This is a genomic window from Enterococcus sp. E4-150, from assembly GCF_035726465.1.
Classification (GTDB): Bacteria; Bacillota; Bacilli; order Lactobacillales; family Enterococcaceae; genus Enterococcus_B; species Enterococcus_B faecium.
In genome coordinates this window covers 1-19,081 of the sequence record NZ_JAPRGK010000008.1, presented here as the reverse complement: position 1 = coordinate 19,081, position 19,081 = coordinate 1, and the positions used below count along the sequence as shown (strand labels likewise).

The window sequence follows — 19,081 nt, the reverse complement described above, 5'->3', positions numbered from 1 at the left end:
TAGAAATGTTTGTTCCAGCCTTCCCATTTTAAAAAGTAAGTCGAAGTTGGAGGAATGGCAATGACTGTTATTATTCAAAATGACCAGCTGATCGCCGAAATCGCTGAACACGGTGCGGAATTGATCAGTCTGAAATCAAAAGAACATGGTTTAGAGTATATCTGGCAAGGTGATCCAGCGTATTGGGGCAGACATGCACCGGTTTTATTCCCTTTTGTTGGACGTTTAAAAGATGATCAGTATGTTTATCAAGGGAAAACATATCAAATGGGGCAACACGGATTTGCTCGGGATATGGATTTTGAAGTCATTGAACATGGACAAGAAATGGCTAGTTTCATCTTAAGGAGTACGCCGGAGACATTAGAAAAGTATCCATTTGATTTTGAATTAGTGATCAGCTATGAATTAGGAGGAGACGGCATCACGGTTCATTATCAAGTGGCAAATACCGGTGAAAAAGAAATGTTCTTTTCTATCGGTGGACATCCTGCTTTCAATGTACCTCTTGAAGAAGGATTGTCATTTGAAGATTTCTATCTGGCATTTTCTCCATTGAAATCAAGATTACGCCTACCATTGAAAGGCCCATTCATCGATATGGATCAAAAGACGTTAGGTCAGACAAATACGAATCTGGCTTTGAATCGTGAACTTTTTGAGCAAGATGCCTTGGTTTTTGAAACAAGGGGTCTAAATGCGTACGCCATTCGAAGTGAAAAATCTTCCCATAGCGTAACTTTAAGCTATAAAGATATGCCTTATGTAGGGATCTGGTCTCCTTATCCAAAAGAAGCGCCTTTCGTTTGTATCGAACCGTGGTGCGGAATCGCTGACACGGTGAACAGTAGTGGAAACTTGATGGAAAAAGTAGGGATCAATCAACTAGGTGCCCATGAAATCTTCAAGACAAAATATTCCATCACAGTGAAGTAAGAGGTTGTGACCGATAAGTTAGCAGGGAACACCGTTTACCAAGGTGTGTAAAAAAGCTATCCTGTAAGTAATAAGGGAGTGTGACATCGATTTGTCACACTCCCGTTTTATCTCTTTGGAATGAAAAAGTATCAGGATTTTTTCTTGCTGCTATTCAAACCAAACGGGATTCGACTTTCTGTATGGTTTCTGATACGCTTGATATTGTCTTTATGCCGATAAAAGATAAAGGAAGAAACTAAAAAGGCAATGATCGTCAGTAACCAATTGGGCTTAGCCAAAATCACAGGAGCTACATAAGGAAGGACGATCGTAGATAAAGTGATCAATACTGCACTGATCATACTGCTCAAACTCACCATACTTGTACAAAATAAACTAACGATAAAGATGATACAAGAATAAACAAAAAATACAGGATTAAATCCTAAAAGCATTCCTGCACTTGTCGCAACAGCTTTTCCTCCTTTGAACCCAGCAAAAATCGGAAATGTATGGCCAAGAATGGCGCATACCCCAAACCAAAGAGGGTTAATCCCAGAAAGGTGGAAGATCATCGGCAAACAAGTAGCCAATGTACCTTTTAAAATATCCATAAGCAGGACAACAATCCCGGCTGTTTTGCCTAATACACGAAATGTATTGGTCGTTCCAGTATTACCGCTCCCATGTTGTCGGATATCTTTTTTGAAAAACAATTTGCCAATCCAGACACCGGAAGGAATAGAACCTAAAAGATATGCTAAAATAAGTAATAAGATCAATTTCATTTTTTACCCTCTTTCAAGTTGAAAACTATCCTTTATTTTAGCATGAATAGGTAACAGGAACAATTGAAAAAATGAAAGATACAAGTATAATAGATGGAATAAAAAGAAAAGCAAGGGGTGGCAGAAATGTCTGTAAAAAATCCAACACAAGAAACGATTTTCAACTATTTGGAAGAAGCAAAAAATATTGCCGTCGTAGGCTTGAGCAATAAACCAGAACGAACAAGTTACATGGTTGCACAGGTATTGCAAGACAATGGATATAAAATCATACCAGTAAATCCATTATTGGCTGGTGAAGAAATTCTAGGCGAGAAAGTCTATGCGAATTTGACAGAAATCGATGATCCAATCGATATCGTAGATGTATTTAGACGGAGTGAATTTTTACCTGAAGTAGCAGATGATTTTTTGAAAACTGATGCTAAAGTGTTCTGGGCACAATTAGGGATTGAAAACAAAGAAGCAGCTGAGATGCTAAGAAAAGCAGGACGCACAGATATCGTGATGGATCGTTGTATTAAGATTGAACTTGGTAAGTTGAAAGAAAACCAAAAATAAAAATGACCACAAAGAAGAGATGATCGATAGAGGGGAATGTCGAAAAAGCGGTTAGGAGATAATTAAAATTGATTTCTCGTCTACCCTCTTTTTTTTCACGACCTTTTCTAGTATGATAATCGTGGTGCGGTTTTGCCGCAAAGTATTATTGAAGGAGCGTTTGCCTTGGCAAAAAAAGTAAACAACGAATACAATGACTCGTCCATCCAAGTATTGGAAGGATTAGAGGCAGTTAGAAAAAGACCAGGGATGTACATTGGATCCACTGACAGCCGAGGCTTGCATCATTTAGTCTATGAAATCGTCGATAATGCAGTTGACGAAGCATTATCAGGTTATGGCAGTGAGATTGATGTGACCATCCATGAAGACAATAGTATAACTGTTGCAGATAGCGGACGTGGGATGCCTGTAGGAATGCATGCTTCCGGAATACCAACAGTTGAAGTGATTTTTACTGTGCTGCATGCTGGCGGAAAGTTTGGTCAAGGAGGGTACAAAACTTCTGGTGGACTGCACGGTGTAGGAGCCAGTGTGGTAAATGCCTTATCGAAATGGCTAACTGTAACGATCGTTAGAGATGGCGTAGAGTATCAGCAGAAATTTAAAAACGGCGGTAAACCTGACGGTACGTTGAAAAAGATAGGAAAAACAAAAAAAGCAAACGGGACGACTGTCCATTTTTTACCAGACGATACAATATTCAGTACAACGAAATTTTCATATGAAATTTTAGCCGAACGGTTAAGAGAATCTGCCTTTCTTCTAAAAGGCGTTAAAATCTCTCTTTCTGATCTTCGTGGAGAAGAACCAGTCAAGGAAATTTTTCATTACGAAGAAGGAATCAAAGAATTTGTTGATTATCTGAATGAAGAAAAAGATACATTGACACCAGTTGTTTATTTTTCAGGAGAAAAAGAAGGTATCGAAGTAGAGGTCGCTTATCAATACAATGACGGGTATTCAGAAAATGTCTTATCTTTTGTCAATAACGTTCGGACAAAAGATGGGGGAACCCATGAAGCTGGTATGAAAGCGGCTATGACGAAATCTTATAACGAATATGCGAGAAAAGTTGGTTTGCTGAAAGAACGGGACAAGAATCTGGAAGGTAGTGATTTCAGAGAAGGGTTAGCTGCTGTACTTTCTATCCGTGTACCTGAAAATCTTCTGCAATTTGAAGGGCAAACAAAAGAAAAACTTGGTACGCCAGTTGCTCGTACCGTAGTAGATAACGTCATCAGTGAACAAATGGGCTTTTATTTGCAGGAAAATAGCGAAATGAGCCAGATGTTGGTCCGTAAAGCAATCAAAGCCAGAGAAGCGAGAGAAGCAGCACGTAAAGCCAGAGAAGAAAGCCGAAATGGGAAGAAGCGTAAAAAAGGCGAATCTCTTCTTTCAGGAAAATTGACACCCGCACAATCCCGAAACCCTAAGAAAAATGAATTGTATTTAGTCGAAGGGGATTCTGCTGGCGGATCTGCTAAACAAGGAAGAGACAGAAAGTTCCAAGCAATTCTACCTTTACGAGGAAAAGTCATCAATACCGAAAAAGCTAAAATGCAAGATATCTTGAAAAATGAAGAAATCAATACGATGATCTATACGATTGGTGCAGGAGTCGGTCCTGAGTTTTCTATCGAAGACTGTAATTACGACAAAGTAATCATCATGACCGATGCGGATACAGACGGCGCCCATATTCAAGTATTGCTGCTTACTTTCTTTTATCGCTATATGAAACCGCTGATTGAAGCTGGGAAAGTATATATCGCGTTACCGCCTTTATATAAAGTATCCAAAGGACAAGGGAAGAAACAAGTCATTGAATATGCGTGGACAGATGACGAATTGGCAGCAATGATTAAAAAAGTCGGCAAAGGATATATGCTGCAGCGGTATAAAGGACTTGGAGAAATGAATGCGGAACAATTGTGGGAAACAACGATGGATCCAACTTCCCGTACGTTGATCCGCGTCCGTATCGATGATGCTGCGCAAGCTGAACGTCGAGTAACCACACTGATGGGTGACAAAGTAGAACCTCGAAGAAAATGGATCGAAAATCACGTGCAATTTACGCTCGAAGAAGATGGCAGTATCTTAGATAAAAAAGAGGATACTGAAATCTCTCCTTCAGTTTCTAATGATTTATTAGATGAAGAACGAGCAGATAAAAATGAAAACAATCAGTTATTTGAAGTAGAATAGGAGGTCACCTGATGGAAAATCGACAAGAAGTACAAGAATTAACTTTAGAAGAAGTGATGGGTGACCGCTTCGGACGTTATTCCAAATATATTATCCAAGAACGTGCACTGCCTGATATCCGTGATGGATTGAAGCCAGTGCAACGCCGGATATTATTCGCTATGAACAAAGATGGCAATACGTATGACAAAGGATTCCGTAAATCAGCAAAATCTGTCGGAAATATCATGGGGAATTATCATCCTCATGGTGACAGCAGTATTTATGAAGCGATGGTCCGCATGAGCCAAGACTGGAAGTTGCGGGAAGTACTGATCGAAATGCACGGGAATAACGGGAGTATGGACGGTGATCCACCTGCTGCGATGCGTTATACTGAAGCCAGATTATCCAAGTTAAGTGGAGAGATGCTAGCAGATATCGAAAAAGAAACAGTCGATCTCGTGTGGAATTTTGATGATACAGAAAAAGAACCAACAGTCCTTCCAGCTCGATACCCAAACCTTCTCGTCAATGGATCGACAGGTATATCTGCTGGATATGCAACAGAAATCCCGACTCATAACTTAGCTGAAGTGATCGATGGCACAATCTATATGATCGATCATCCACAAGCGAGCCTTGAAAAATTGATGGAATATATTCCTGGACCTGACTTTCCAACAGGAGGGATCTTGCAAGGAAAAGATGAAATCAAAAAAGCTTATGAAACAGGGCGAGGAAAAGTTATTCTTCGTTCGAAAACAAAGATAGAAGCAATGAAGGGTAATAAACAGCAAATCGTGATCACAGAAATCCCATATGAAGTAAATAAAGCGACCTTGGTGAAAAAAATGGATGAGATCCGTTTGAATAAGAAAATCGATGGAATAGCTGAAGTACGAGATGAAAGTGATAGAACAGGTCTGCAAATTGTCGTCGAATTGAAAAAAGACGCCAATGCTCAAGGAATTTTGAATTATTTGTTCAAAAACACTGAGCTACAGATCAATTACAATTTCAATATGGTCGCTATCGACCATATGACTCCGCATCAAGTTGGACTGAAAGACATTTTAAGAAGTTATATCGAGCATCGAAAGCAAGTCATAACAAAACGTAGTCAATTCGATTTAGCCAAAGCTCAAAAAAGACAGCATATCGTAGAAGGATTGATGAAAGCTTTATCGATTCTGGATGAAGTAATCGCAACGATTCGTGAAAGTAAAGACAAAAAAGACGCCAAAAAGAATTTAGTCGACGTCTTTCAATTTACAGAAGAACAAGCAGAAGCAATTGTCACATTGCAATTATACCGTTTGACGAACACGGATATCACAGAGCTTCAAAAGGAATCCGAAAGCTTGATTGCGCAAATCACAGAGTTGAATAAAATCCTTTCAAATGACAAAGAGCTTTTCTCTGTTATGAAAAAAGAATTGCGAGAAGTGAAAAAAAATTATTCTTCCGCTCGTCTAACGACAATCGAAGACGAAATCGAAGAAATCAAAATCGATACGCAAGTTTTAGTGGCGCAAGAAGACGTAATCGTCAGTGTGACGCGAGAAGGCTATGTGAAGCGAACAAGCCTTCGTTCTTATAGTGCTTCGAAACCAGAAGAAATCGGGATGCGAGAAGGCGACTACTTGCTGTACTCAGGTGAATTGAGCACATTGGACCATGTTCTTCTGATTACGAATAAAGCAAATGTGATCTACCGTCCTGTTCATGAACTACCCGATTTGAAATGGAAAGATGCTGGCGAACACATTTCTCAAACAATCTCCAATCTGTCTGTAGATGAATCGATCTTAGCTGTTTTTCCATATCAAAAAATTCAAGCAGAGAAAACATTTGTATTCATCAGCAAGAATGGATTGATCAAGCAAACACGAATGACAGAGTTCGAACCATGGCGCACCTATAAGAGCCGTCCGCTCAGCTGTATGAAGCTAAAGGCGGAAGAAGATGAACTGATTGCTGTGTATCTGAAAGAAGATCGGCCAGGCTTAGATGTTTTCTTAGTAACGTATCAAGGAATGGGTTTGCGCTATCCTTTAACAGATGTTCCCGTTGTTGGAGCAAAGGCAGCTGGAGTGAAGTCTATGAATTTGAAAGATGGAGATAGGATTATCAACGGGCTGCTTGTGTTAGCAGAAGGTGATACGCCGATCGTAATCGTTACTCAGCGAGGAGCTGTTAAACGCATGCTTGCTCAAGAAATCAGCCAAACTTCACGTGCGAAGCGGGGAGTGACGGTCATGCGTGAGCTGAAAAAAAATCCTCATCGCATTATCTATATGTCGGAAGGAAGATCAAAAGAAATAACCTTGATGAATCAAAAAGGGCAGCAGTTAACGATTGACCCAACTGATTTCCCTATAGGTGATCGAACATCGAATGGATCATTTGCGATGGATGAGAAAAAAGGTGGAGAAGTCATCGAAGTTATCGATGCTCCTGAGATTTTCATCGAGTCGTAACTGTTGTAGTATTTTAATGAAGAGACGCCATCTGTATTAATACAGATGGCGTCTCTTTTTCATTCATTTTTAATAAATCCTTATACGTTTGCAAAAAAAGATGAAAGTGTTCACAATGCTTAAATGTTGGTATGTCAACGTTGATTTAAATATATGTAAATAAAACATAAAAATTGTTAAATAAAAAACAAGAAAACCCTTGCAAAGATAGGGTGCTGTGTTATACTAATCACGTAAAAACTGTTACATAAAACAGAAATTTAGGAGGTCCATACAATGGAGCAATGGAATGGATTTAAAGGTACCAAATGGAAAGAAGGCGTAGACACTAGAGACTTTATTCAAAATAACTACACTGAATATCGCGGTGATGACAGCTTTTTGGAAGGCCCAACAGAAGCAACAGAAAAACTATGGGATGAATTGCAAAAGTTAAATGATATCCAATTCGAACGTAACGGTGTCTATGATATGGACACAGAAATCGTATCAACTATTACTTCACACGATGCAGGCTATTTGGATAAAGATTTGGAAAAAATCGTTGGTCTACAGACAGACAAACCTTTGAAACAAGCATTCATGCCGTTCGGCGGAATCAATATGGCTAACAATGCGCTAAAAAGCAATGGCTATACACCAAACGATGAATTGACACATATTTTCACTGACTGGCGCAAAACACATAATCAAGGTGTATTTGACGCTTATACTGCTGAAATGCGTGCTGCTCGTAAAAACAAAATCATTACAGGGCTTCCAGACGCTTACGGTCGCGGACGTATCATCGGTGACTATCGTCGTGTGGCATTGTATGGAATCGACTATTTGATGGAACAAAAGAAAAAAGATCATGATATGACTGGTTATCATACAATGAGTGAAGAAGTGATTCGTTTACGTGAAGAAATTACTGAACAATATCGTGCATTAGCGCAAATGAAAGAAATGGCTGCGAAATATGGCTATGATATTTCTAAACCAGCTGCAAATGCAAAAGAAGCTGTCCAATGGCTATACTTCGGATATTTAGCAGCAATCAAATCACAAAATGGTGCTGCGATGTCAATCGGACGTATCTCAGCATTCCTTGATATCTATATCCAACGTGATTTGGATAATGGAGTAATCACAGAAAAAGAAGCACAAGAATTGATCGACCACTTAGTAATGAAATTACGTATGGTCAAATTCGCGCGTACACCTGAATATAACCAATTATTCTCAGGATTCCCTATCTGGGCTACTTTATCCATTGCAGGTATGGGATTAGATGGTCGTTCATTAGTTACAAAGAATGATTTCCGTCTGCTTCATACATTAACAAATATGGGACCTTCACCAGAACCAAACTTGACTGTTTTGTATTCTGAACACCTTCCAGAAGGATTCAGAACATATGCTAGCAGAATCGCTATCGAAAGTTCTTCGATTCAATTCGAAAATGATAATCAGCTTCGTGAACAATGGGGTTCTGATGATTGTGCGATTGCTTGCTGTGTATCAGGAACAGTTGTCGGAAAAGACATGCAATTCTTTGGTGCTCGTGCTAACTTGGCTAAAACACTATTATATGCCATCAATGGCGGAGTCGATGAAGTGACTGGCGCCCAAGTTGGACCAGAATATCGTCCAATCACATCAGAAATACTAGACTTTGAAGAAGTGAAACATAACTTCACGAATATGATGGATTGGTTAGCAGAACTATATGTCAATACGTTGAACATCATTCATTATATGCATGATAAATATTCTTATGAAGCAGCTCAGCTGGCTTTGATGGATTCTGACTTGCAACGCACATTTGCTACAGGTATTGCTGGGATCTCTCATGCGGCAGACAGCTTGTCAGCGATCAAATATGCAAAAGTAAAAGCAATCCGTAATGAAAAAGGAATAGCAGTTGATTTTGAAGTGGATGGCGACTTCCCTAAATACGGAAATGATGATGACCGTGCAGATGAATTAGTTTCATGGATCTTGGAATACTTCATGGGACAAATCAAACGTCATAAAACTTACCGCAACTCAAAACCAACAACTTCATTATTGACGATTACTTCAAATGTTGTTTACGGTAAAAATACAGGAAATACTCCTGATGGCCGTGAAGCTGGAAAACCACTTGCGCCAGGAGCAAATCCAAGTTACAATGCGGAACAAAGTGGGTTATTAGCTAGCCTGAACTCAACAGCTAAAATGAATTACGGCTGTGCATTGGATGGAATTTCAAATACCCAAACAATCAATCCTTCAGGTCTTGGAAAAGAACAAGATACAAGAATCGAAAACTTGCGTAATGTCTTAGATGGATACTTCTCAAAAGGAGCTTATCATTTGAATGTCAATGTATTCAGTAATGATTTATTGCGTGATGCAATGGAAAATCCAATGAAATATCCGAACTTGACGATCCGGGTATCTGGTTATGCAGTTAAATTCCGTGACTTGACAAGAGAACAACAATTAGATGTCTTGATGAGAACTTCACACGACAGAATGTAAAAAGTTCGTGAAAAAAGTTTTTCGACTTAGCGTCGAAAGGACGTTGAATAGCCATCGCATCAAAATCGAATAATCAGTATGCTTATTTGAAAGAAACGATTTACAGGGGCAGGACTTGTATGTTCCGTCCCTGTAAATTTTACACATAACGAAGCGGCAATTGCGAAAAATTTTGTTCAGAAAGCTTCGCTTCGACAGCTAACTTGTACTTAAAATGAAATCAAAGAAAAGATGTGAACTTAAATGGAAGAAAAAACAATCGGCTATGTTCATTCTATCGAAACTTTCGGTTCAGTAGACGGACCTGGACTGCGCTTTGTCGTGTTTATGCAAGGATGCCGCATGCGTTGCCAATTTTGTCACAATCCAGATACTTGGAATATTGGCGGAGGGAAAGAATACACAGCAGATGAACTTTTAGATAAAGCAGAACGCTTCAGACCTTACTGGGGAGATAAAGGTGGTATTACTGTTAGTGGTGGAGAACCTCTATTGCAGATCGATTTTTTGATCGAACTATTTAAAAAAGCAAAAGAGCGGAAGATGCATACTACATTGGATACATGCGGAAAACCTTTTACGTATGAAGAACCTTTCTTTTCACGTTTTCAAGAATTGATGAAGTATACAGATTTACTGTTATTTGACATCAAACACATCGATAATGAAGAGCATAAAAAACTAACGCATTGGGACAATGAAAATATTTTAGAAATGGCTCAATATTTGTCAAAAATCAACAAACCGGTTTGGATTCGCCATGTACTAGTTCCTGAGCGAAGTGATTATGATGAATATTTGATCCGACTAGACAACTTTATTCAAACCTTGTCAAATGTAGACAGAGTAGAGATTCTTCCTTATCATACGATGGGAAAATACAAGTGGGAAACACTTGGTTTGAAATATCCATTAGAAGGGATCGAACCACCTACAAAAGAACGTGTCGAAAATGCTAAACGATTGCTTCATACAGAAGAGTATACAAAATATTTAACGCGATAGGTCGCATCGGAAAGAAGATAAGTATTGCTTCTTTCCGTTTTTTTGCTATTATTAAATAGGAGAAATCACAAAGGAGCGAATGACATGTCAAAAATTTTAGTTTTTGGTCACCAAAATCCAGATACAGATGCAATCGGGGCAGCCATTGCGTTTTCACACTTGCAAAATGAATTAGGTAAAGAAACAGAAGCAGTTGCTCTAGGTACACCTAATGAAGAAACACAATACGCATTAGACCACTTTCAGCTATCTGCACCACGAGTAGTAGAGTCAGCTAAAGCAGAAAATGCAGATGTCATGCTTGTGGATCATAATGAATTCCAACAAAGTATTTCAGATATCAGCGAAGTAAATATTTTAGCTGTAGTAGACCACCATCGTATTGCAAACTTTGAAACAGCTAATCCATTGTACTATCGTGCAGAACCAGTTGGATGTACAAGTACGATTATTTTAAAACTATATAAAGAAAACCAAGTAACAATTCCTAAAGAAATCGCAGGAATCATGCTCTCAGCTATCATTTCAGATACATTGTTGTTCAAATCACCAACATGTACGCCTGAAGATGAAGCAGCTGCAAAAGAACTTGCAGCAATCGCTGAAGTCGATCTAAACACTTATGGGCTTGAAATGTTGAAAGCAGGAACAAATCTAAGTGATAAATCAGCTGCGGTTCTTCTTGATTTGGATGCAAAAAGTTTCCCAATGGGCAGTTCCAACGTTCGTATCGCTCAAGTCAATACAGTGGACCTTAATGAAGTGATGGATCGACAAGCAGAGCTAGAAGCAGCAATGGAAGATGAAATGAAATCAAATGGCTACGATCTGTTCGTATTAGTTGTCACAAACATCTTAGACAGTGATTCAGAATTACTTGTTGCTGGTAAAGGAAAAGAAAAAGTAGAAGAAGCTTTCCAAACAACTTTGACCAACAACCGTGCTTTGCTTAAAGGTGTCGTTTCACGTAAAAAACAAGTCGTACCTCAATTGACGGCTGTATTTAGCTAATCAAATGGTAGTATGAAGCATTCAAAATGAATGGATAAGCGATTGATATAAAAAGAAACATAGAACATACTAAAGGCCGAAGAAATGGAGGAGAATAGCAGTCAATTATGACTCTTGTTCTTCCTCCTTTTTACGTAAAAGCCTTTTAAGTAAAATAAAACGGATAGAAAAGAGAACATATATGAACTATTATTATTCAAAAAATAAGGAAAACTTTTATCAAAAACTGACCGATGATCCGCTTTTTTCTTCATTGACCGATTATCTATATGAACATCGAGAACAAGAAACGATTCTAAGAGAATTGAAAAAAGAATTTTCGCAAAATAAATTTTCCCATTTTCTCGATCTATTGATCGATGCAGGATTAATCAAGAGGGAAGAACGAAGATATCATTTGAACTTTCCAATATTTGATCCTAAAGATTACTTGCAACAAGCCACTTCGGCTGCTGAAACCATAGCTGAACAATTGAGGAGACTCTCTGTTGATGAACAAAAATTAGCGATGGGAGAAGTTATTTGGGCGTATTGTTTCGAAGATGAACGGAAAGAAGCGTATTTTTATGGAGTAAGAAACAGCCAAGAGACAGAATTGTTGAGGACAACTGCAGGAAATGAGAAGTACCATTTTATCACACTTTCCTCTATAGAACACTTCCCGCTTACTTTGGCTAATTACTTTTTTGTACAGAAGAATCAGCTTCCTGTAACGAAGGCATTCAAAGAATTAGCCGAACTTATTGGAGACGTAAATGAAGCGTACTTTTTTGATCAAATAGAAGTTATCGTTGACAGGATACGTAAGAATAAATATAAAAATCGCCGGCCTAGTATTTTCCATCAGTCTCTACTTGTGACGAATACTATAAAGGAAGAAGAATCATTCACATTAGAATTACCTATTGTCGAAAAAAACAATTTTGAGATTGAATTACCAACATTGGATCGTTCATTGACAATGGAGGAAACGGCCTTTCTTAAACGACAAATCTTTTCTGAGCTGAGCAAGAAATTTATACCGCATGCATTTTCTTATATCAAAGAATATAGAACAGTTTTAGTGAGTAAAACCTAAGAGAGCAGTAAGCAAAAATTATACTGACTCTTGCAGGAGGAGCCTTTCTCTTCCTTTATGGTTAAAAGAATTATTTGAGTATTTTGCCTATCTACCACCTATTGGATTCACTACATGGTCTGGAAACAAAGGAATGCAAAAAAATGGTGAGAAATGTGGAATGACAAAGGAAGTAGTGATAAGAAAAGTTAGATTTTTAAATAATCAATATTATGATTCAGTCAAGTATGGCATTTTATGGGAATAACTAGCTGATTAGATTAGGAAGTCCATATGATGATCCAGAATCACTAAGAAACGAATGGCGAATCATTAATAATTTATCCAATCTTGGGTTATTCTTTTAGATTGAAGTGTTTAAAACTAAAAAAGCATTTATGAAGTCGTAATAGTCAGGCTTCAAAATGCTTTTTATTTTGTTTGTTTTTTCTTTGCCACATAAATACACCTAGACTGACGATGAAGAGCATATCCAACAGATTTCCTGCGACTTGGATCGTCGAAGGGTTGGTCAGTGGCATTAAAGCAAGGACAAAAAAGGAAAACAAGCTGTAAATAAAACAGGTGACAGGAACTAATCGAAAGAAGAGTGGACATTTCAATTGGCTAAAAATGAGTGAAAAAATAAAATAAGTAAAGATGGATAAAATCACGACTAAACCATTCATGATAAAGAAGAAAAGCGTATTGTGATTAAACGAATAAAAAAGAATTGCTAAAAAAGAAAACGTTTTAAATGCAATCAATACGCTTGAAGCTTCGTTTAACGTACCAGGATGTCGATGAAAAAAATAGGCACCGAAATAAACAGAAAACAGTAAGCCGCAAAGAGAAGACAAAATCAAAAAAAACGGATTTTCTTCGGCTTCTGTGATATCAGAATGATCCAAAAGCAACCAGCCTAATGCACTAGAAGGCGCATGTGAGGTCTTAAGGTATGCATAACATATAAAAAATAAGATCGTCAAAGTTGCAAAAAAAGAGCCTAAATGTAAAAAATTAGTGGTTCTACGTTGAATTTCCATAATATCTCCAAATTAAATTGATAAGTATATAAAGTATAATAACAAATTGATGAGTATATGTCGATGTTTTTTAATCAAAATAATAAATAAAAACTGTCTAACATTTAAAATTTAATTTAGATATTAGACAGTTTTTAAGTTTGTGAGTTATTTTCCTTGTCGTTTTCTCACTTTTTTAGTCCAGAAACCACCTGAAATATATTTTGGCTCATAAGAAATGATAAAAGCACGCTCTTCGATTTCTTTGATCAGGCGATACAGTTCACGTTCGCTTTTTCTAGGAGAAAGTATTTCGAGAACTAGCCGCTCACCTTCCAGCCCCATTGCAGAAGTCTGTGTCACACCATAACCGTGTTCTCTCAGTATACCCGGCAAACTTTTATCTTCTGCGCTATTTGCTGGCAAAATCGTTGTGACCATGATGTATCCTAATGCTAATTTGTCTTCAATCAAAATTCCCACACTGATACCTACTGCGTAACCTAACGCATAGACAAATAAATTCAGTGGATTATCTAAACGATCTAAAACAAGGGATAAGCCGACGATATAAATCGTGATCTCGACCATACTGACAAGTGGAGCAATCAGTCGATAGCCTTTCATTGTCAACATGAAACGTAACGTGTTCAGAGTGATATAAGCAAAATTAATGAGGAAGATCATCCCCAACATTTTTGGATCAATCATTTGTAAAACTCCTTTCATTTATATAACAACAATATCAAAAAAAATCGTAAGTGAAGAAAAATTGAAACTTTATACATACAAAAAAATGATAAAATGATTATAATAGAATTATAAAGATAGGTTAGGTGATTAAAATGAAAACGGTCAATCGTGTGTTTTGTGCCAGCCACGTGCTAAGTCTCCTTCTCAGTATATACTTAGGTGTCTATTCGATTCAACAGCCAATTGAGGTAGAGAACATTGTTTTTCAGATGTCGCTGACAGATGGTTTAATTTTAAGCGTTTTTTTCTTTTTGATACTGTTTATTGGTAATATTTTCGGTAGCGTTGCCAGTTTTTTGAATTTTTCTATTTATCCACTCCTTTCGCTAGCATTAGGAGTGGTGGGACTTTGTTCTCTGTGCTTATTTCCCGAGCCATTCAGTCCTGCATTTATATTATTTGGTACACTGAACCTGTTCCAGACAACTGTTGGAGCATGGTTGCTATGGCGATCAGGAAATTTAATGAAAATAGGTGAGTAACAATTGAATCCAATTATATTGAAACGTTCTGTCCATCATATTCCAGTGTTAGAAGTTGTTCTGAAAGAATTAAGAGAGGAACGTATTCCCGTTGTCATCTATTATCACGGATGGCAGACAAGTAAGGAGTTAGTTTTGACGCAAGGAAGAAAAATTGCGCAGCAGGGCATTCGTGTGATCCTGCCAGATGCGATGAATCATGGGGAGCGCAAACAGCCGGTTTCTTCTATTCCATCCTATACATTTTGGGATAGTATCTACGGAAATCTGTTTGAATTTGACACACTTATCAAGCATTTAGAAAAAAGAGGTCTTCTACATGATCAGCTTGCAGTTGGCGGGGTTTCGATGGGGGGAATGACAACATGCGCCTTGTTGGCTAAACATCCTCATATAGTAGCGGGCGTGTGTTTGATGGGTTCCCCTGCACCTTTGGAATATGGAAAAGAAATCGTAAGGCGCGCATCGGAATATAATTATGTCGTACCAAAAGACTATTTTGATTTGATTTCATGGGTTAAGAGCTATGATTTGTCATTGCAGCCGGAAAAGTTAGCTGGACGTCCTCTGTTCTTTTGGCATGGACAAGCTGACGAAAAAATCCCTTATATACAAACGGAACGATTTGTAGAAAAAAATCGGCATAAGTCTTACGGAAAAGAAATTGTTTTTCGTTCCTCAAAAACACAGCGACATATGGTACAAATACCACTAATGGAAGAAGCTTCCACTTTTTTAGCAAAAAATTTGATAAAAAAGTATAAATAATTGAAACGGAAAATCACTCATGACGATAGAGGATTTTCCGTTTTTTATTTTGGTCTATAATAAACTCTGTTAGGAAAATTTGGTATAATTGATAGTAAGAATGACAACATGTTAGAAAGGAAGAGAGCATGCCCACTTTAGCAGATGTTGCAAAACGTGCCAATGTTTCAAAAATGACGGTCTCTCGAGTCATCAATCATCCGGAACAGGTGACTGACGAATTGAAAGAGTTAGTTTTCTCAGCAATGGCTGAACTGGATTACCGTCCAAATATTGCTGCAAAAGCACTTGTCACGAATCGGTCGCAGATCATCAAATTATTTATACTGGAAGAAATCGACACAACTGAGCCCTATTACATGAATTTGCTGATGGGAATCGCTAAACGGATCGGTAAAGCGCATTATTCTCTCCAATTAGTTACAAATGATGCCTTCGACGTCGGTTCTTGTGATGGGTACATCATCACAGGTGTCAGAAAAAAAGACTTCGATTGGATCGACCGTTTGGAAAAACCAGTTGTCTTGTTTGGGGAAAATTCTGAAGGATATGATTATGTAGACAGCGATAATGAATATGGTACAGCAAAAGCAACGCAATATGCCTTAGAAAGAGATTATCAAACGATTATTTATATCGGTATCGAAGTGGACGAGCCTTTTGAAATTTCAAGGGAAACTGGTTATTTATCTGTGATGAAGGAAGTTGATCTTCCTAGTAAAATCTTGCGGTTTCCAAATCATTCGACAGAAGTAGAAAGATATATGACAGAAAACTGGGCAGATTTTACAGATAAAACTTGTTTTGTATGTAGTTCAGATCGGCTAGCACTAGGAGCAGTAAGAGGGATTATAAATGCTGGAGGACACTTGCCCGAAGAATTTGGTGTGATTGGATTTGATGGGGTATTTTTAGACCAAATCAGTTCACCTAAATTGACAACGATCAAGCAAGATATTATACGTATGGGTGAAGTATGTGGAGAAATGTTGTTAAAAAAAATAGAAGAAAAAGGGGCGAGTCAAGGTTATCGTCGTTTTTTTCCTGAACTAGTTATCAGAGAGACAACGAATTAAGTCTTATTACTATATATATATTTATGAAATTCATCGCTATTTTCTTAAAATAATCAGCGCATTGCTACTGAAAACAATGAATCTGTGCTATTATTGAGAAAAGTTCCATTTTTGAGAAGGATGGTTTGAATGAAAGAAATCAGACGAAAACATTTCCGTTTTCCTGCGTACGATGATGAGTTAGGCGTAAAATTAACCAACGACAAGAAGCGAGTATTATTTGACGGACAAGAAGATCTTTTGACTGAACAGAATCAGTCCCCGTTTGAGCAGATGAAAGAATTTCATTTCACGAACACGAACACCGAGAAAATCCGTCGCAAGCGTCGTGCAACAAATGGATTGAAGTCAGCTCCGCGTAAGGAAAATTTGGAAAAGCATAAAGGAAAATTACCGGATTATACCGGCCATTACCAATCAGAAATCACATCGACAGGACGAAAAAAACTTTTTGGTGATTCCTCTCGTTCTGTCAGACAAAGTGAAACAAGGACAGAGTCCAAGCATACTACACGAAACGCATCTGTTGACACGAAGGTGCGGGAGCGTTCTTATTTTGTTCCTAAATATGTACCCGCATCGATTATCCCAGACCCTAGAGAAAGCAAAATTTCTGAGGATCATTTAATCGAATCGATGAAAAAAACGGATGACTCTTATCTGTTGTTCGATACAGAACCGACGCCGTATCAAGAAAAAAGAAATGGTGAGCCGTCTGTACGAACATTCAATCGAACAAAAACGTTAGAGGAAACAAAGCAGTCAGAAGAAAAAAAATCGAAAAAAAGCCATGGTATCTTAGAACGCTCATTACAAGGATTGATCGATGATCAAGGAAACTCTTTGGGAGAAAATAGCTATTTTAAATAAGTGATATACAAATTTATATTCGGCTACAGTTGGAAAGGAAACGCTGCGGCGTTTCCTTATTTTATACTCTATCCGAAAGTTTATATCGTATCCTCAGATTTTTTTGAGTTTAAGCGAATTTTTTCTCCCAATAAGTAAGAAAATAATGGCAAAATAAAAAAACAAACTATTTTCGCAGATCGTTTGCAAAAATAGTTTATTTTTTATTTTTTTATAAAGAAGATTTTACTGAATAATATCATTTTGGTTTACATAATGATATTTCTGTAAATTAAATAAAGTGGTGAAAAATAAGAATCAGTGCTCTAACTGTTCAAGAGGGTCAAGTGGTTCAAATGTTTCTGTAGTCTGTTTTGCTTCCAATTGGGGCAAAACAGATCCAATTTCCAGATACTTCACTTTATTCAATGTATAAGATAGAATAGAACAGCTAAGTAATGTATACAGAAAATGTGTGAGATCCAAATAAAGCAAGGAGACAACTAAAATACCAAAAGTAATCAAGAAAAGACTTTTGCCAATCTTAATATGAAAATATTTTTCAATGGCTTGATAAATGATATCTGTTCCGCCTGTGCTTCCGCCGAATCGAAAGACGAGACCGCAACCAATGCCAGAAAGAATACCTGTCATCAAACTATTGATCAGTAGACTATCTACAGCAAAATGTATATGAAGGCTCTCCCATAAATGTAAAAAGAAAACTAGCGCAAATGTTCCAACGATCGTCCGGAGAAAAGCGTGTTTTCCAAAAAGAAACAATGAGATAAGCAATAAAGGTAAATTAAAAAGCAGTGAAGTGACAGAAGGAGCGAATCCAAAAAGATTATGCAAGAGCAAAGCAATACCAGTAACCCCACCATCTGCCAGCTTAGATGGAATATTGATTCCTGTCACAGCTAATCCGTAGATTCCTGCGCCTAAAATGATTCCGCACAATTCTGTAAATAAATTTAATTTTTTCATTTCTAGCCTCTTTTCTTTTGAAAATTTTCAGCAACTTCTTTATTATACTGACTTATACTCTTACTTCAAGAGGAAAATGAAAAAAAATTATTTTTGGCTGTTTCTTTTTATTTATCAAATAAGGAGTGGAAAAATGCGAGCAGCAGACTTATTGACAATTCTTACAAAATCACCCAAAAAAACAGAGTATCAAGGAGTTTTTTTGGCTCAAGAACAAAAACTGGTGCCTGTGACAATGGTCCAGATAAATAAAGCAAATCAATTTATCTTTTTATTTGAACACGGCAAAGCACCACTTGCTATGAAAGACATCTTTATTTTTTTGATGAAGAACCGTGAGAAAGCTGTTTATTATCAGTCAAAAGAAGAACTCATTCCGCTTTATGGAGTGAAAGAGATAGAAAATAAAGTGGTGATATAAGTAAAAATAAGAAAACAAGACGTTTATGATGTCAAAACAACCGTTTTTTACATTTTTGGCAAAAAAGTGTCAGGGAGCGTCAATAATTTTGTGTAAATAAATTGTCCTCCTGCAAAATAATTAGTTACTCAGTAAACATTGAAACTAATGTATCGGTTACCTGTTGAAAACCTTTATGGCTTCTGTTTAGAAATTTTTG

17 protein-coding genes and 1 pseudogene are annotated in these 19,081 nt (G+C 37.5%); 14 read left to right on the top strand and 4 right to left on the bottom strand.

Going from position 1 to position 19,081, the window contains the following annotated elements:
* The first annotated feature begins 60 nt into the window (after positions 1-60).
* Complete coding sequence (locus tag OZ002_RS08225; RefSeq protein WP_002296994.1) at positions 61-936, top strand: aldose 1-epimerase family protein; 876 nt, start codon at positions 61-63, stop codon at positions 934-936.
* A 131-nt stretch (positions 937-1,067) separates the two neighbouring features.
* Here the strand turns inward: OZ002_RS08225 and plsY are convergent, their stop codons facing one another.
* Complete coding sequence (gene plsY, locus OZ002_RS08220; protein WP_002296995.1) at positions 1,068-1,706, bottom strand: glycerol-3-phosphate 1-O-acyltransferase PlsY; 639 nt, start codon at positions 1,704-1,706, stop codon at positions 1,068-1,070.
* A 126-nt stretch (positions 1,707-1,832) separates the two neighbouring features.
* On the opposite strand from plsY, the gene OZ002_RS08215 reads away from it, so the two are divergent.
* From OZ002_RS08215 to OZ002_RS08180, 8 genes and pseudogenes are all read left to right on the top strand, one after another.
* On the top strand, positions 1,833-2,267 hold the full coding sequence (locus OZ002_RS08215; RefSeq protein WP_002298106.1) for a CoA-binding protein: 435 nt from the start codon (positions 1,833-1,835) through the stop codon (positions 2,265-2,267).
* Positions 2,268-2,432: 165 nt separating this feature from the next.
* The gene (gene parE, locus OZ002_RS08210) at positions 2,433-4,478 is read left to right on the top strand and encodes a DNA topoisomerase IV subunit B (RefSeq protein ID WP_002306915.1); all 2,046 of its coding nucleotides are present in this window, start codon (positions 2,433-2,435) and stop codon (positions 4,476-4,478) included.
* Between the two features lie 11 nt (positions 4,479-4,489).
* Positions 4,490-6,940, top strand: a complete 2,451-nt coding sequence (parC, locus tag OZ002_RS08205) for a DNA topoisomerase IV subunit A (protein WP_025476764.1) — start codon at positions 4,490-4,492, stop codon at positions 6,938-6,940.
* A 276-nt stretch (positions 6,941-7,216) separates the two neighbouring features.
* The gene (gene pflB, locus OZ002_RS08200) at positions 7,217-9,448 is read left to right on the top strand and encodes a formate C-acetyltransferase (RefSeq protein ID WP_156249038.1); all 2,232 of its coding nucleotides are present in this window, start codon (positions 7,217-7,219) and stop codon (positions 9,446-9,448) included.
* A 243-nt stretch (positions 9,449-9,691) separates the two neighbouring features.
* Positions 9,692-10,453 carry a pyruvate formate-lyase-activating protein gene (pflA, locus tag OZ002_RS08195; RefSeq protein ID WP_002289264.1) on the top strand — a complete coding sequence of 254 codons (762 nt, stop codon included), beginning with the start codon at positions 9,692-9,694 and terminating at the stop codon, positions 10,451-10,453.
* A gap of 84 nt (positions 10,454-10,537) precedes the next feature.
* Positions 10,538-11,464, top strand: a complete 927-nt coding sequence (locus tag OZ002_RS08190) for a manganese-dependent inorganic pyrophosphatase (protein WP_002306912.1) — start codon at positions 10,538-10,540, stop codon at positions 11,462-11,464.
* Positions 11,465-11,645: 181 nt separating this feature from the next.
* Positions 11,646-12,542, top strand: a complete 897-nt coding sequence (locus OZ002_RS08185) for a DUF1803 domain-containing protein (protein ID WP_002306910.1) — start codon at positions 11,646-11,648, stop codon at positions 12,540-12,542.
* A 49-nt stretch (positions 12,543-12,591) separates the two neighbouring features.
* Positions 12,592-12,789 (top strand): annotated as a pseudogene (locus OZ002_RS08180) (GNAT family N-acetyltransferase); the annotation flags it as partial.
* Between the two features lie 145 nt (positions 12,790-12,934).
* Here OZ002_RS08180 and OZ002_RS08175 read toward each other — a convergent pair.
* Both OZ002_RS08175 and OZ002_RS08170 read right to left on the bottom strand, forming a co-directional pair.
* Complete coding sequence (locus tag OZ002_RS08175) at positions 12,935-13,567, bottom strand: hypothetical protein (protein WP_220723520.1); 633 nt, start codon at positions 13,565-13,567, stop codon at positions 12,935-12,937.
* Positions 13,568-13,714: 147 nt separating this feature from the next.
* On the bottom strand, positions 13,715-14,257 hold the full coding sequence (locus OZ002_RS08170; protein ID WP_002289260.1) for a DUF2179 domain-containing protein: 543 nt from the start codon (positions 14,255-14,257) through the stop codon (positions 13,715-13,717).
* Positions 14,258-14,391: 134 nt separating this feature from the next.
* On the opposite strand from OZ002_RS08170, the gene OZ002_RS08165 reads away from it, so the two are divergent.
* The 4 genes from OZ002_RS08165 (at position 14,392) to OZ002_RS08150 (ending at position 17,495) form a co-directional block, all read left to right on the top strand.
* Complete coding sequence (locus OZ002_RS08165) at positions 14,392-14,781, top strand: hypothetical protein (protein WP_002297001.1); 390 nt, start codon at positions 14,392-14,394, stop codon at positions 14,779-14,781.
* A 3-nt stretch (positions 14,782-14,784) separates the two neighbouring features.
* Positions 14,785-15,549 carry an alpha/beta fold hydrolase gene (locus tag OZ002_RS08160; protein WP_002289259.1) on the top strand — a complete coding sequence of 255 codons (765 nt, stop codon included), beginning with the start codon at positions 14,785-14,787 and terminating at the stop codon, positions 15,547-15,549.
* 128 nt (positions 15,550-15,677) lie between these two features.
* Complete coding sequence (locus OZ002_RS08155; protein WP_002289258.1) at positions 15,678-16,625, top strand: LacI family DNA-binding transcriptional regulator; 948 nt, start codon at positions 15,678-15,680, stop codon at positions 16,623-16,625.
* A gap of 129 nt (positions 16,626-16,754) precedes the next feature.
* Entirely contained in the window at positions 16,755-17,495 is a 741-nt protein-coding gene (locus tag OZ002_RS08150) for a hypothetical protein (protein ID WP_002289257.1), read from the top strand.
* Between the two features lie 297 nt (positions 17,496-17,792).
* Here the strand turns inward: OZ002_RS08150 and OZ002_RS08145 are convergent, their stop codons facing one another.
* The gene (locus tag OZ002_RS08145; RefSeq protein WP_002297002.1) at positions 17,793-18,461 is read right to left on the bottom strand and encodes a YitT family protein; all 669 of its coding nucleotides are present in this window, start codon (positions 18,459-18,461) and stop codon (positions 17,793-17,795) included.
* Between the two features lie 133 nt (positions 18,462-18,594).
* Between OZ002_RS08145 and OZ002_RS08140 the strand changes: the two genes are divergently transcribed.
* A complete protein-coding gene (locus OZ002_RS08140) occupies positions 18,595-18,882 on the top strand; it encodes a hypothetical protein (protein WP_010726467.1) in 288 nt (95 codons plus the stop codon).
* Positions 18,883-19,081 lie beyond the last annotated feature (199 nt).